Raw genomic sequence first — 13,291 nt, 5'->3', positions numbered from 1 at the left:
TCCCGGGCATTTCGCGCCTTCATCGATCGCGAAGCGTTCGTCCAGCAACGCTAAATTGTTTGACAATCACCGAGGCGCTAACGTCGAGGTCGTGGTCATCGATTTGAACACTGCTGCCCGACCCGCCTTCGACCTGTTTTCCGGGTTTTCCCTGTGCGCGACTCTCGCCTCTCTGGAAACGGCGGGACTGCTTGCGGAGCTGGCCGCCACCGGCCGGCTCGCCCCCGATTCCCACGGTCTGGGCGCACCGCTGCTGGACTACCTGGCGGCGCGCGGGATCGTCGAGGAGTGCGGCGACCGACATCGGTTCACCCCGCTCGGCGACGCGATCCGCGCCGACATCGGCTACCTCGTGTGGCTCAGCCGGGGCTACGGCCTGCCGATGCGGTCGATCGCCGAGTTCGTCACCGGCGCGCGCGGCACCGACGACCACGCCGGCCGCGACGGCAGCGGCGTGGCGGTCGGGTCGGCGCTGGTCGGCGCCCGCGACCTGGTCCCCCAGGCCCTCGATCTGCTCGACGGAACGCGCGTGACCAGGGTGCTCGACCTCGGCTGCGGCAACGCCCGGTTCCTGCTGGAGATCTGCCGCCGGTTCGGCGCCACCGGGACCGGGGTCGACGAGGACTCCCGGGCCTGCGCGGAGGCCGAACGGGAGATCAGCGCGGCCGGCGCCGCCGGCACCGTGTCGGTGCGCCAGCTCGACGCCGGTGACCTCGCCGCGCTCCCCGGAATCGCCGCCACCGACCTGGTCGTCACCTTCTTCCTGCTGCACGAGATCCTCGCCGCCGGACGCGCGGCGCTGGTCGACCACCTGCGCGGCCTGGCCCGGCGACTGCCGGCCGGCGCGCACCTGCTGATCGCCGAGGTCACCCCGGCGACGACCGAACCCGGCCAGCTGTTCAGCCCCGAGTTCACGCTGGTCCACGCCCTCATGGGCCAGCGACTGCTGGACGCGCCCGGCTGGCACGCGGTGCTGGCCGACGCCGGGTTCACCGTCGCCCGCGAGGTGCGCCCGACGATGCCCGGCGCCCTGCTGATGCTCGCCCGCAGGGCCGGGTGATCGCCGTGGAGACGGTGCGGGACACCATCCGCACGGCCCGGCGCACCAGGACGGCGGTCGACGCGCCGCCGGCCCGGTTGACGGTCGAGCAGGCCTACCAGGTGCAGCGCGAGGTCTTCGGCCAGGCGCGGGTGGGCTGGAAGCTCGGCCTGGTCAGCCGCGCCAAGCAGGAGCAGATGGGGATGTCCGAGCCCATCCGGGGCCACCTCGGCCAGTCCGACCTGCTGCGCGCGCCGGCCACGGTCCGGCTCGACCGGTTCATCCAACCCCGGATCGAGCCGGAGCTGGCGGCGGTGCTCGGCGCGGACGTGCCGCCGGGGACCGACGCCCGGCGGGCGGCCGACGCCGTCGAGAAGTACGTGCTCGCCCTCGACGTCCTGGACAGCGTGTGGCGCGCCTACCGGTTCACCATCGCCGACGTGATCGCCGACAACGCCTCCGGCGGTGCGGCGGTGGTCGCCGGCGAGGCGGTGACACCCGGGCCGCTCCAGCTGTTCGTCGACGACGAGCCGGCCGGCGCCGGCGAGCTGGACCCGGCCGGACCGCACCTGGCGTGGCTGGCCGGCGAGGTCGGCGGCCTGCGCGCCGGGGAGGTCGTGCTGCTCGGCTCCCCCACGGCCGCCGTCCCGGCGCGGCGCGGCGAGGTCCGCGTACGCGGCGGCGGCCGGGATCTGCTCGTGACGATCAGCTGAGGAGTACCCATGCCGTTCATCCAGGTCACCATGGCCGCCGGCCGCACGGCCGAACAGAAACGCGCCCTGCTCGCGGCACTGGCCGACGCCGTCGAGACGTCGACCGGCACACCGAGGACGTCGGTCCGCGCCTGGATCGTCGAGGTCGAACCGGCCGAGGTGATCGCCGGCGGCACGATCCTCGCGGACCGGTGACGCCGTGTTCGTCCCCCACGTCATCGCCGGCCGGGAGACCGAGTCGGCCGACGGCGCGCGGTTCGCGTCGGTGGACCCGTGGACCAGACGCGCGTGGGCCAGCGCCGCCCTCGCCGGCCCGGCCGACGTCGACCGCGCGGTCCGCGCCGCCCGGCAGGAGGCCGACCACGGCCACTGGCCCCGGCTCGGTTTCGCCGAACGGGGCCGGCTGCTGCACCGGCTGGCCGACCTGATCGTGCGCGACGGCGAGGAGTTGGCCACGGCCGACACCTCGGACATGGGCCGCCCCCGGCACGAGGTGCTGACCAGGGACGTGCCCCGCGCGGCGGCCAACTTCCGCTTCTTCGCCGACCACGCGCGGCTGTGTCCGGCCGAGGTGTTCCCCGCCGACGGCGGCCACCTCGTCCACACCCGCTATCCCCCGGCCGGTGTGGTCGCGGCCGTCGCGCCGTGGAACTTCCCGCTCATGCTGGGCTCGTGGAAGATCGCACCGGCACTGGCCTGGGGCAACACCGTCGTGCTCAAGCCGGCCGAGCAGAGCCCGGCGTCGGCCACCGCGCTGGCGCGCCTGGCGCTGGAGGCCGGTTTCCCGCCGGGGGTGCTCAACGTCGTGCACGGACCGGGCCCGAACGCCGCCGGCGAGTGGCTGGTCTCCCACCCCGGCGTCGACCGGGTGACGTTCACCGGCGAGTCGGCGACCGGCCGGGCGGTGGCCACCGCCGCCTCGGCGAACCTGACCCCGGTGAGCATGGAGCTGGGCGGCAAGGGCGCCTCGGTGGTGTTCGCCGACGCCGACTTGGCGGTCGCCGCCGATCACGCCGCGCACGCCGCGTTCGGCAACGCCGGCCAGATGTGCCTGGCGGGCACCAGGATCCTGGTGCAGCGCCCGGTCCACGACGAGTTCCACCGGCTGCTGGCCGACCGGGCGGCGGCCATGCCGGTGGGTGACCCGCGCGACCCGGCGACCCGGGTCGGCCCGCTCTCCTCGGCCGAGCACCACCGGAAGGTCACCGCGTACCTGGCCATGGCCGGGCATCCGCTCCCGGCCACCGACGACTGGACCGTCCCCCCGGCGCTGCTGACCGGCGTGCCACCGGCCAGCCCGCTGTGGCGGGAGGAGATCTTCGGCCCGGTCGCCGTGATCGCCCCCTTCGATACCGAGCAGGAGGCGGTACGCCTGGCCAACGACACCTCCTACGGCCTCAACGCGATGCTGTTCACCACCGATCTCAACCGCGCGCACCGGGTGGCGGCCGCGCTGCGCGGCGGGACGGTCTGGGTCAACTGCTTCTTCGTGCGTGACCTGCGGGCGCCGTTCGGCGGCGCGGGCGACTCCGGCATCGGCCGCGAGGGCGGCGTGTTCAGCAGGGACTTCTTCACCGAACCCCGGACCGTCACCCTGGCCATCGACTGACCTACCAGGCGTCGCGCAGCACCGGCCCGGCCGGCGGGTCCTCCTCCGGTGGTCCCGGTTCGTCAGCGGACCCGGCGGACTCGGCGGCCTCGGCCAGTGCCTCGATCCGCGCCCGGGTCCGTTCCTCGGCCCCGGCCACGATCTCCTCGCGTTCCCTGTCCGACAGCGCGTGCCAGCGCTCGACCTGGGCATGGAGAGTGCGCATCACCTCGTCGCTCAGGACCGGGGAGCGGACGAGCGCGTGCGGCTCCACCCGGCCGGCCAGTACCTCCTTGGCGAACTCGGCCAGTTCGCCCTCCCCCGAGGCGAGCCGCCGGAACTGCTCGGCCCTGGCGAGGCGGCCCTGCCGGGTGGCCCAGGGGTTCTCCGGCAGCTCGGTCACCGGAACTCCGGGTGGACGTACTCGCTGGGATTGCTCGGCCAGCTGCGCGCGACGGCCTCGCCGTTGCCGGCGACCACGTCCGAGATCGACACCAACTCGTGCCCCAGTACCCGGATGGCGTCGAGGATCGTGGACACCTGCCCGTAGGCGGCCACGATCGACCCGATCGCCTCGATGGGGTTCTCGCCACGCAGTACCGACAGCGCCCCACCGATCATCGTGCCGCCGCCCGCGAGCACGAGGTCGAGCACCAGGTCGATCAGGAAGTCGATCGCGATGTTCAGCGCCTGGAACTGGTGGTACGCGGCCTCCGCGAAGTTCCTCATCTTCCAGCCGGCCTCCCGGCCGAAGGTGGCGAGCTCGTCGGCGGCCAGGCAGTAGTTGAGCATCCACACCTCGAACGCGCCGGCCGCGTTCCCCTCCCACCGGTCCTGCACGGCGAACCGGCCCCGGTCCAGGTTCTCCCGGATCCTGGTGAACCCGGGGTCCAGGTCCTCGACGCACCGCGCCTGGTAGAGCAGCAGCTCCCAGTGGCCGGCGATCAGCGTGAGCGCCACGTCGAAGGGATCGAGCCCGAGGATGGCCCGGAGCACGTCGCGGATCTGCCTGGCCAGGGACACCGCGCCGGTGACGCGGTCGACCTCGCCCTCCAGGTCGATGTTCCAGCCCGAGCCCGCCGCGTCGGCCTCGCCCAGTGTCGGCGGCCCCTGGTACTCCTTGCTCGGGTCTCGCGGGTTCGACGACGGGTTCTCCCAGTCGGTGAACTCGCCGGCGGAGTCGGCCGCGCGTACCTGACCCGGCTCCAGCGGGGCGGCGCCACCGCCGTGCGGGTAGGTCGCGTCGAGCTTGGCCGCGTACTCGTGGTCGACGCCGGCGTAGAGCTCGGCGGCGTGCTCCAGTTGGTGTCCGCACCCGAGGAGCAGGTCGGCGCCCCGCTGGGAGTTGTCCCGGGCGAGCTGCTGCCACCGGTCCAGCGACTGCGCGCAGAGGTTGATCAGTACCCCCTCGCCGAACTCGTTCGGTCCGGACCCCTTGTTGTAGTTGGCGAACAGCTGTGCACCGCCACCGTTTCGCGTCACCAGGGCGGACAGCCCCGCGACGGCCGCCGCATCCACGTAGAACGACATGCACCCCTCCAGCAATGTGACAACTGAAGGAATGATGTCGCATACCGCCGGGTAACGCGCGGTAAAACCGGAAAACCGACGACTCGATCATGGCGGAACCGGGGCCGGCGAATTCCGCCGGCCCCGGTGTCACTCAGCCGATCTGATAGGCGCGGATGATCGTCTGCGCCAGTCGGTTACCGTCCACATCGGACGTTCGGGCCCGCAGGGAGGCGTAGCCCTTCGCCGGGTGCCGCACGGACACCGTCCAGTGGCCGTCGACACGACGAACCTCGGCCGGCCGCCAGGTCGCCCCGTCGTCGTAGGAGACGTCCACCGACAGCGAGGTGATCCGGGCCGGGCCGTCCTGCCGTTCCACGTAGGCAGGGAAGCTGACCCGCTGGTTGCCGGGCGCCCGGTTGCGGACGTCCACCGACGGGTCGAACCGGGCGGTGAGCATCGGCAACGCCGCGCCCTCGCCGGCCGCCGACGAGCGGAACACCCAGTCCGCCGTGACCACAGTGGACAGTGGCCAGGCCGCGTTCGACTGACGGGCCTCGGCCACCACCCGGTAGGACGAGTCCGCGTCCGGCACCGGGTACTCCACGACCTCGGTCACCGGGGAGTTCCCGATCTCCTCGCCGTCCCGGTACACGGTGACCGACCCGGTGGCGTCCCGGAACGGGTCGACCATTCTCGCCCGGCCGGCCGAGTCGCCGTACATCGGCAGTTTCACGCTGAGCTGCCCGTCGTGGCGCCAGGACCACGGGTGCGGGTCCTCCTGCAGGGTGTTGATGGTGGTGCCGCGCAACGTCGGGCCGATCACCGCCTTGTTCCACGCGATCCGGGTCGGCGGCTGGCCGGCGGCCAGCGTCACCGTCTCGCCCAGTGAGTCCGGGCCGGTGCTCCAGAACAGGTCCCACTCACCCGGCGTGAAGTACTCCGTCCGCACCTGCTGGGCCGCCGTCCGCGCGGTCCACCCGGGGCCGATGGGGCGGTCGAACATCGTCGTGAAGGCACCGTAGGCGACCGTGGCCGGCGCGTTGTCGTGGTAGGCCGCCCGCATGGTGGCCAGCTCACTGGTCCTCGGCCGGTACGTGACCGGCCCCGTCACCTGCCGCGCCACGCCGTGGGCCAGCTCGTAGCGCAGGTCGGTACTCGCCCGGCTGACGTAGTCGACGGTGGACTCACCCCGTTTGACCAACTCGACCAGCCGGTCCACCGTGGGGTTGCCCTCGCCGTAGAAGGCCGGCACCGGCTCGGCGTCGACCGGGTCCGGCGGCAGTGGTTCGGCCCCCTGGTCCACGAAGCGGATCAGGGCCAGCTTTCCCCCGGCCTCGGCGACGTTGACCCCGCGCCGCAGCCACTCGTCCCGGCCGAGGTACGGGTCGAACTCGATCACCACCAGCTTGCCGGCGGCGTCGATCTTCGCCAGGTCCTCCGGTGTGCCCGAGCCGCCGTACACGGCCCTCAGCGAGGACTGTTCGGTCGGCGGATCGCCGTACAGCAACTGGAGGTTGACGTCGAACCGTTCGCCGTCGTCGGCCACCATCTCCAACTCCGGCTCCGTCGCCCGGCGACTCTGGGCCAGGGCGTAGCCGTCCGAGGCCGTGCCCGGCAGGGTCGCCGCGTACCCCAGGGCGAACCGGGGGTCGGCCTCGTAGGCGAGGGAGAACATGCAGTCGCAGTCACCGAGGCGTGTCAGGGCCTCGATCGAGTGGGTTCCACCGTTGGCCTCGGGGTTGTCCGGCTCGGCCGTGACCGGCTGCCCGAGCCTGGCGTCGAACACCTGCGTGACGTCCCGGTCCAGGGACAGGTCGGGATGACTGATGACCGTGTAGACGGTCTCGTGGTCCGGGTCGCGGGTGTTGGTTGTGGTGTGGACGGAGTACCGGCCTCGGGGCAGGCTGATCGTCTCACCCGAGTAGGCCAGGTACATGTCGCCGGTCTCCACGTCGAAAATGTGGGCCAGCGCCCAGAAGTCCGCCCCGGGGGCGGCGCCGTCGCGGTCCAGCAGGTTCGCCGTGAACGAGAACCGCTGTTCCTGCTGGTACACCGAGATCGCGGTGCGGGTGCCGACCGTGCCGTCGGTGGCCACCAGGACCCCGGAGTAGGTCCCCGCCCCGTCCTCCTGCCCGGTGACGAGCACGTCGACCGGCGCGCTGCCACCGGCCGGCACGGTCACCGTGTCCTCGGCCAGCGTGACCAGCCCGGCCGGGGCCGGCTCGCCGTTCGCACCGGTCACGTCGGCCCGCAGCGTCAGGGTGACCGGCGCGTCACCGGCGTTGGTCCAGGTGACCGTCCGGCGCACCTGCGTCCCGGTGTTGGGCCACGGCAGGTACGCCGACACCGCACCGGTGGCCACGACCGGGGTCGCGGTCGCCCGGTCCAGGTCGAGCCGGCCGGCACCGACCTGGAACACGCCGGCGCCGGCAACCTCCCGCGCGCTGCTGACCAGCGCCGACTTCAGCGCGGGCGCGGTCCAGTCGGGGTGCTGTTGGGCCAGGATCGCCGCGGCGGCGGCGACGTGCGGGGCGGCCATCGAGGTGCCGTCGAGTCGCTGGTAGGCGTCGCCGACCGGTTCGCCCAGCGGCGGCACACCGGCCGGGCTGGCCGCCACGATCTGCCCGCCCGGGGCGCTGATCTCCGGCTTGACCGCGTTGTCGCCCAGCCGGGGCCCCTGGCTGGAGAAGTCACTCACTTCGTCCTGTTTGGACACACTGCCGACGGCGAGCGCGTCGTCGGCGGTCGCCGGGGAGGACACCGTTCCCGGCGACCCGTAGTTGCCGGCGGAGACGACGAACAACGTCCCGTACTCGCGGCTGAGCGTGTTCACCGCGAGCGACACCGGGTCCTGGCCGTCGCTGGGCCCGCTGCCCAGACTCATGTTGACGATCTTCGCGCCGGACTCGGCGGCCGCCCACCGCATCCCGGCGAGCACGCCGTCCTCGGTGCCCCAGCCGGAGTCGTCGAGCACCTTGCCGACCGCGAGGCTGACGTCCGGGGCCACCCCCTGGTACCGCCCGCCCGAGGCCGCCCCCGACCCGGTGATGATCGACGCGACGTGCGTGCCGTGACCGAGCCGGTCCTCGATCCCGTCGGAGCCGGAGAAGTCCTTGCTGGCCGCGACCTTGCCGGCCAGGTCCGGGTGATCGGTGTCGATCCCGCTGTCCAGTACGGCGACCCGTGCCCCGGCCCCGGTCAGCCCGCGTTCCCAGGCGGCCGGCGCGCCGATCTGCGGCACGCTCTGGTCCAGGGTCGCGCGAACCCGCTTGTTCAGCCAGATCTTCTGGATCCCGGTGGTGCGCAGCGTGGTCGGCGCGGTGAGCCGGTCGTAGAAGTCCCCGGCGCTGGCCTTGTCCTGGTCCAGCGCTGTCAGGTCGAGTTCGGGCAGGGCGCGACGCACCGTGGTGCCGGTCGACATCACCGCCGCCCGCGCGCCGCTGTGCTCGACCAGCAGCGGCACCGCCGTGGTGTGCGCGTCGTCGTAGCGCTGGCGCACCAGTCCGGTGACGTTGAACAGCGCGCGGTCCAGCACGCCGTCGCTGACCAGCTTGGCGGCGTCGGCGGGAACGACGTAGCGGTCCCCGTCGTGCCAGTAGTCCTGGAACGGAACCGGGCGTGGCCGCCGCGCCGGCTCGATCCGCAGCGGCGCCGTCGGGCCGCTTCCCCACAGTTCCACCCGGTCCCCGCTGACCAGCGTGACCGAGACCGGCTCTCCCCGTCCGACGGTGGCGCCTGGTTCGGCCACCGCCCCCTGCCCCGTCGCGGTGACCAGACCCGCGGCCAGCGTGACCGCCAGCGCGACCCCGGTTCCACCGCGCCACACTCTTCGTCGACCCACCAGATCTCCTCAATGTCGGGCAGTTCCTAACTACCGTTCCCGTCACGAAGGCCGCAACCGCCGTTTAACCCACCTTTATCCGGGTTGACTCTCAGGCGGGGTGAGAGTCGACGATTCCCGGCATGTCCCACTCCGCTCCCCGGCAGCCGCCGCTGCAGACCATCAGCAGCTTCGCCCGCTCCGTCGGGCTGAGCGTCAGCGCGATCCGGTCCTACGGCGAGAACGGGCTGCTGGTGCCGGCGGACGTCGACGACCGCACCGGCTACCGCTACTACACGCCCTCGCAGTGGCAGCGGGCGATCTGGATCCGCCGGCTGCGCGACGCGGGACTGTCCCTCGACCGGATCCGGGAACTGCTCGACGCCACCCCCGACATGAGCGAGCGGCTGCTCGACGAGTGGGTCAGCGACACCCGCTCCCGGTCCGAGGCCGCCGAACGGGTCGTCGCCGAACTGCGCCGGAGCCTGCGGGCGACCGGGGCCGAACCGGACACCCGGGCGCGGCTGGACGCCGACGTCCTCGCCACGGCGATCCGGCAGGTGATGGCGGCCAGCGGGCGGCCCGGCGACGGCACCGATCTGGACGGAGTACTGATCGACCTCACCGCCGGCGGGGTCGCCGTCGTCGCCACCAACCGGTACCTCCTGCTGGCGCGGACCGCGCTTCCCGCCGTGGTCACCGGCCCGCCCACCCGGGCGCAGATCGCCACCGGCCCGACCCTGGACTGGCTCCACGGGCGCGCCACCGTCGACCTGGTCGTCGCCCGGCCGTCGCGGGTCGTCCTGCGCGACGAGGACGGCACCGAACTGTCCGTCGAGCCGGCACCGGACCGCTTTCCCAGCGTGGACCAGGTTCTGGAGATCGACGCGGTCCGCGTGAGCCGGATCGTGGTGGCCAGGCAGGCCCTCACCGGACCGGCCGAGGAACCGGTTCGCGTGGTCGCCGCCGACGGGAAGGCCGTGCTGACCATCGGCCGGCGCCGGGTCACCGGCCGGCACCGCGGTGACCCGGTCACGCTGGAGCTGTCCGCCTCGGCGGTGGCCGTCATCGCCGGCGCCGCGTTCGGGGTCGACCTGGTGTGCGAGGTCCGGGCGAACGGACGGCCGCTGCTGTGGCGTGATCCCGGCCAGCCCGACTTCGCCGCCCTCGTGATGCCCCAGCAGTGACCATGCGCTTTCCCCGAGGGTTCCACTCCTGGATCGTCGCCTCGCTCGGGTCCGAGCTGGGCGCCGGACTGCTCGCCTTCGCACTGACCTGGACCGCGAGCGGCCACGGTCCCGGACCCGCCGCGACGGTGGCGATCGCGTCCGTGCTCCCCGCGGTGCTGCTGTGCCTGGTCGGCGGTGCGGTCGCCGACCGGTTCGGCCCGCGCCGGGTGCTGATCGCCACGGAGATCGCGATGATCCTGGTCTGCACGACGCTGGCGGTGACCTCGGCCCTGTGGGGCCCCGAGCCGTGGCTGCTCGTGGCGGCGGCGACGCTCACCGGCACCGTGTTCGCGTTCGCCCGCCCGGCGGCCGGCACGTTCCCCCGCCTGTTCGTCGACGACCACCGGCTGGGCGCGGCGGTGGCCCGGGCCGGGATGTCCAACCAGGTGGCCCGCATCACCGCGCCGCCGCTCGGTGGACTGCTGGTCGGGCCGTTGGGCCTGGCGGGGGTGGCCCTGCTCGACCTGGTCGGGTTCCTGGCGCTGATGATCACCCTGCTGCTGGTCCGGCCGCCACGGGAGCACTCCGGTGACCGCGACCCCGCCGCGTCGGCCGGGTTCCGGAGCATCGTCGATGGTCTGCGCACCGCGCGGGCCACCGAGGGCGTGCCGAACCTCCTGCTGGCCGTGGCGATCGTCGCCGGCGGCGTGCTTCCGACCGTCCTGCTGGGAATCCCGCTGGCCGCCCGGGAACGCGGCTGGTCAGCGGGCGAGACCGGCTGGGTCGAGGCGTGCTGGGTGGTCGGCGGCCTGGCGACCAGTGCCTGGTTCGCCTGGCGCGGGACCGCCGCGCGTCCCCACCTGCCGATGACGATCGGCCCACTGGTCGTCGCGACCGGCCTCGGGTTGCTGGCGCTCGCGCCGGTGTGGCCACTGGCCGCCGCCGCGACGACCGTCGTCGGCTCCGGGGTCGTCGTGTTCACCGCGCACGTCTTCCCGACCTACCTCGGCCTGACGCCCCCGGCGATGACCTCCCGTTTCCAGAGCCTGCTGATCCTGGTCCAGCTGGTCCCGATGCTCCCGGCCAACGCGATCGTCGGTGTTCTGGCCGCCACCACCGGGACCGGTGTGACGATCGCCGTCGCCGCCGTCCTGGCCGCCGTCACGCCGGTGGTGGTGCTGCGTGACCGGACCCTGCGGACCGGCCGGCGCCCGGTGCCCGCGAAAACGACATGACCGCCGAGCGAGGTCTCCGTACCGTGCCTGCGATGGGGAACCCTGACCCGACACCGCCTCCTCGACAGATCCGTGCCGTCCACGACGAGGACACGATCACCGTCTACCAGGCCTACTCGCCGGCCATCGCCGGCCCGGCGGTCGAGGCGGGCCGGTTCGTCCCGCCGTTCAAGCTGGAGCGCATGACCTGGATCAAGCCGTCGTTCCGGTGGATGATGTACCGCTGCGGCTGGGCCACCAAACCCGGCCAGGAACGCGTCCTCGCCATCCGGCTCACCCGCGCCGGGTTCGAGCGGGCGCTGTCACTGGCCTGCCTGAGCCATTTCGACCCCGCCGTCCACCGCGACCGCGACACCTGGCGACGCCTCACCACCGAGAGCCCGGTCCGCGTCCAGTGGGACCCCGAACGCGACGCCGGTCTCCGGCCGCTTCCGTGGCGCAGCATCCAGATCGGGCTGCGCGGGCCGGCCGTGCACGAGTACGTCAACGAGTGGACCGTCGATCTCACCGACATCACCGACGACCTCCGGCGCACCCCCGACGAGCGGCCCTACCCCCTTCCCGAACCGATCGCGGCACGCATCGGCGCCTCGCCCTGAGTGCGGGTCCGCCTCAGAGCGCGAGCAGGCTCCGCACTCCGACGCCCACGCCCACGAGGACGAGCAGGATGGCGAACGCACTGGTGAGCCTGCTGGTGTCGAGGCGGTTGGCGATGATCTTCCCGACGGAGGACCCGGCGATCGCGGCGACGGCGAACGGCGCGATCACCGACCAGTCGACGTCCAGGTCACCCAGCCGGACGGCCAGCGCCGCCGCCGAGTTGATGGCGATGACCAGCAGTGAGGTGCCGACGGCGACCCGCATCGGCAGACGCATCGCCAGGACCAGCGCCGGGACGATCAGGAAACCGCCGCCCACCCCGAGGAAACCGGTGAGGAAGCCGACCGCGCCGCCGCAGACCAGGGTTCGCAGCGCGAAGTCGACGGTGGGGCGGGTGCGGGTGATGACGGTGGTGCCACCGGTGTCCGGCACCACCGGCGGCGCGGAGCGGCGGCGGTCGGCGAGCATCGCCGCCGCCGCGACGATGGTCAGACCGGCGAAGGACAGCAGCAGCACCGGTTGACCGACGGTGCCGTTCAGCAGCGTGCCCAGGTAGGCGGTCGGCAGCCCCACCACGCCGAAGGCCAGGGCGGTTGGCCAGTCGATCGAGTCGCCGCGCAGCCGGGTGAGGACGCCGGCCAGCGCGGTGACGCCGACGATGACGACGCTGCCGGTGGTGGCGTCGTGGGCGGACTGGCCAAGGACGTAGACCAGGGCCGGGATGGTGAGCACGCCGCCGCCACCGCCCAGGCCGCCGATCACGACACCCATCAGCAGGCCGAGCACGGCCGTGAGCAGGACCATCACGCGGCCACGCCGCTCATGCCGAGTACGCCGGGCGCGGGGTGCTGGCCAGGACCTGGAATCCCGTGCCGGTGGGGAGTTCGGCGGTGACGCTGAACAGGTCACCGCGCACCACGGTGTGCCGCCACTCGACGGGGCGGCCGCCGGCGCGGCCGAGGCGGTCGATCGCGAACGCGGCGACCGACGGCGGGTCATCGTCGAGTCCCAGCAGCAGGCGTTCTCCCCGGAACGGGATCACCGCGCGGAGGTGCTCGGTGCCGCTGGTCAGCCGCACGCCGCAGCGGTCGGCGAACTCGGTGTAGAGCGCGGTGCGGCTGAAGTCGACGTCGAGCAGCGGGGCGGCGAGGTCGTGGGGGAGCCAGGCGCGGTCCACGGCCAGGGGTTCACCGTCGGCCAGGCGCAGGCGTTCGAGGTAGACCAGCGGCGTGGACTCCTCCAGGCCGAGCCGCGCGGCGATCACGCCGTCGGCCCTGGTGTCCAGGGCGTGGACGACGCTGCGTTGCCGCACGCCGGTGGCCTCGACCGCCGCGAACAGGCTGTACAGGGTGCCCAGCGGCTGCTGGATCTCCGGCGTGGTCGACACGCGCGGTGTCCGTCCGCGCGCGGCGGTGACGGTGCCGTCCGCGCGCAGCTCCCCGAGCGCCTGGCGCACCGTGTGCCGGCTCACGCCGTAGTCCTCGGCGATCGCCAGTTCGCCGGGGAACGCGTCGGTGAACTCGCCCTCGGCCAGGCGTCGGCGCAGGTCGGCGAGCAGCTGGACCCACAGCGTCGTCCCGCGTTCCCGGCGCAGCGGCCTCGACCCCACGACACA

12 protein-coding genes are annotated in these 13,291 nt (G+C 73.2%); 7 read left to right on the top strand and 5 right to left on the bottom strand.

Going from position 1 to position 13,291, the window contains the following annotated elements:
• Positions 1-91 precede the first annotated feature (91 nt).
• From BLA60_RS03215 to BLA60_RS03200, 4 genes are read left to right on the top strand one after another with little or no spacing between them, the layout of a single operon-like run.
• On the top strand, positions 92-1,060 hold the full coding sequence (locus BLA60_RS03215; protein ID WP_075131121.1) for an SAM-dependent methyltransferase: 969 nt from the start codon (positions 92-94) through the stop codon (positions 1,058-1,060).
• Between the two features lie 5 nt (positions 1,061-1,065).
• Positions 1,066-1,752 (top strand): 2-keto-4-pentenoate hydratase, encoded by a 687-nt coding sequence (locus BLA60_RS03210; RefSeq protein WP_075131491.1) that lies wholly within the window; start codon positions 1,066-1,068, stop codon positions 1,750-1,752.
• 9 nt (positions 1,753-1,761) lie between these two features.
• Positions 1,762-1,947: a tautomerase family protein gene (locus BLA60_RS03205; protein ID WP_075131120.1), complete on the top strand. Its 186-nt coding sequence runs from the start codon at positions 1,762-1,764 to the stop codon at positions 1,945-1,947.
• Between the two features lie 4 nt (positions 1,948-1,951).
• On the top strand, positions 1,952-3,361 hold the full coding sequence (locus tag BLA60_RS03200; protein ID WP_075131119.1) for an aldehyde dehydrogenase: 1,410 nt from the start codon (positions 1,952-1,954) through the stop codon (positions 3,359-3,361).
• Between the two features lies 1 nt (position 3,362).
• Here the strand turns inward: BLA60_RS03200 and BLA60_RS03195 are convergent, their stop codons facing one another.
• The 3 genes from BLA60_RS03195 to BLA60_RS03185 all read right to left on the bottom strand — a co-directional run bounded on the left by BLA60_RS03195 (position 3,363) and on the right by BLA60_RS03185 (position 8,693).
• Complete coding sequence (locus BLA60_RS03195) at positions 3,363-3,743, bottom strand: hypothetical protein (RefSeq protein ID WP_075131118.1); 381 nt, start codon at positions 3,741-3,743, stop codon at positions 3,363-3,365.
• Positions 3,740-4,870, bottom strand: coding sequence for a hypothetical protein (locus BLA60_RS03190; protein ID WP_075131117.1), 1,131 nt, complete (start codon positions 4,868-4,870; stop codon positions 3,740-3,742). The genes BLA60_RS03195 and BLA60_RS03190 overlap by 4 nt, the downstream gene beginning before the upstream one ends.
• A 133-nt stretch (positions 4,871-5,003) precedes the next feature.
• On the bottom strand, positions 5,004-8,693 hold the full coding sequence (locus tag BLA60_RS03185) for a S8 family serine peptidase (protein ID WP_154814075.1): 3,690 nt from the start codon (positions 8,691-8,693) through the stop codon (positions 5,004-5,006).
• Positions 8,694-8,815: 122 nt separating this feature from the next.
• Between BLA60_RS03185 and BLA60_RS03180 the strand changes: the two genes are divergently transcribed.
• From BLA60_RS03180 to BLA60_RS03170, 3 genes are read left to right on the top strand one after another with little or no spacing between them, the layout of a single operon-like run.
• Positions 8,816-9,859: a MerR family transcriptional regulator gene (locus BLA60_RS03180; protein ID WP_075131115.1), complete on the top strand. Its 1,044-nt coding sequence runs from the start codon at positions 8,816-8,818 to the stop codon at positions 9,857-9,859.
• Positions 9,860-9,861: 2 nt separating this feature from the next.
• Positions 9,862-11,076 carry an MFS transporter gene (locus tag BLA60_RS03175; protein WP_154814074.1) on the top strand — a complete coding sequence of 405 codons (1,215 nt, stop codon included), beginning with the start codon at positions 9,862-9,864 and terminating at the stop codon, positions 11,074-11,076.
• A 32-nt stretch (positions 11,077-11,108) separates the two neighbouring features.
• Positions 11,109-11,675, top strand: a complete 567-nt coding sequence (locus BLA60_RS03170) for a DUF4291 domain-containing protein (protein ID WP_075131113.1) — start codon at positions 11,109-11,111, stop codon at positions 11,673-11,675.
• Positions 11,676-11,688: 13 nt separating this feature from the next.
• Here the strand turns inward: BLA60_RS03170 and BLA60_RS03165 are convergent, their stop codons facing one another.
• Together BLA60_RS03165 and BLA60_RS03160 are read right to left on the bottom strand one after the other, a co-directional pair.
• Positions 11,689-12,480: a sulfite exporter TauE/SafE family protein gene (locus BLA60_RS03165; protein ID WP_075131112.1), complete on the bottom strand. Its 792-nt coding sequence runs from the start codon at positions 12,478-12,480 to the stop codon at positions 11,689-11,691.
• A gap of 16 nt (positions 12,481-12,496) precedes the next feature.
• Positions 12,497-13,285 (bottom strand): GntR family transcriptional regulator, encoded by a 789-nt coding sequence (locus BLA60_RS03160; protein ID WP_075131111.1) that lies wholly within the window; start codon positions 13,283-13,285, stop codon positions 12,497-12,499.
• Positions 13,286-13,291 lie beyond the last annotated feature (6 nt).

The sequence above is a fragment of the Actinophytocola xinjiangensis genome, from assembly GCF_001921215.1.
Classification (GTDB): domain Bacteria; phylum Actinomycetota; class Actinomycetes; order Mycobacteriales; family Pseudonocardiaceae; genus Actinophytocola; species Actinophytocola xinjiangensis.
The sequence above is the reverse complement of the archived record's forward strand: the minus strand, read 5'-3'. Positions and strand labels throughout refer to the sequence as shown.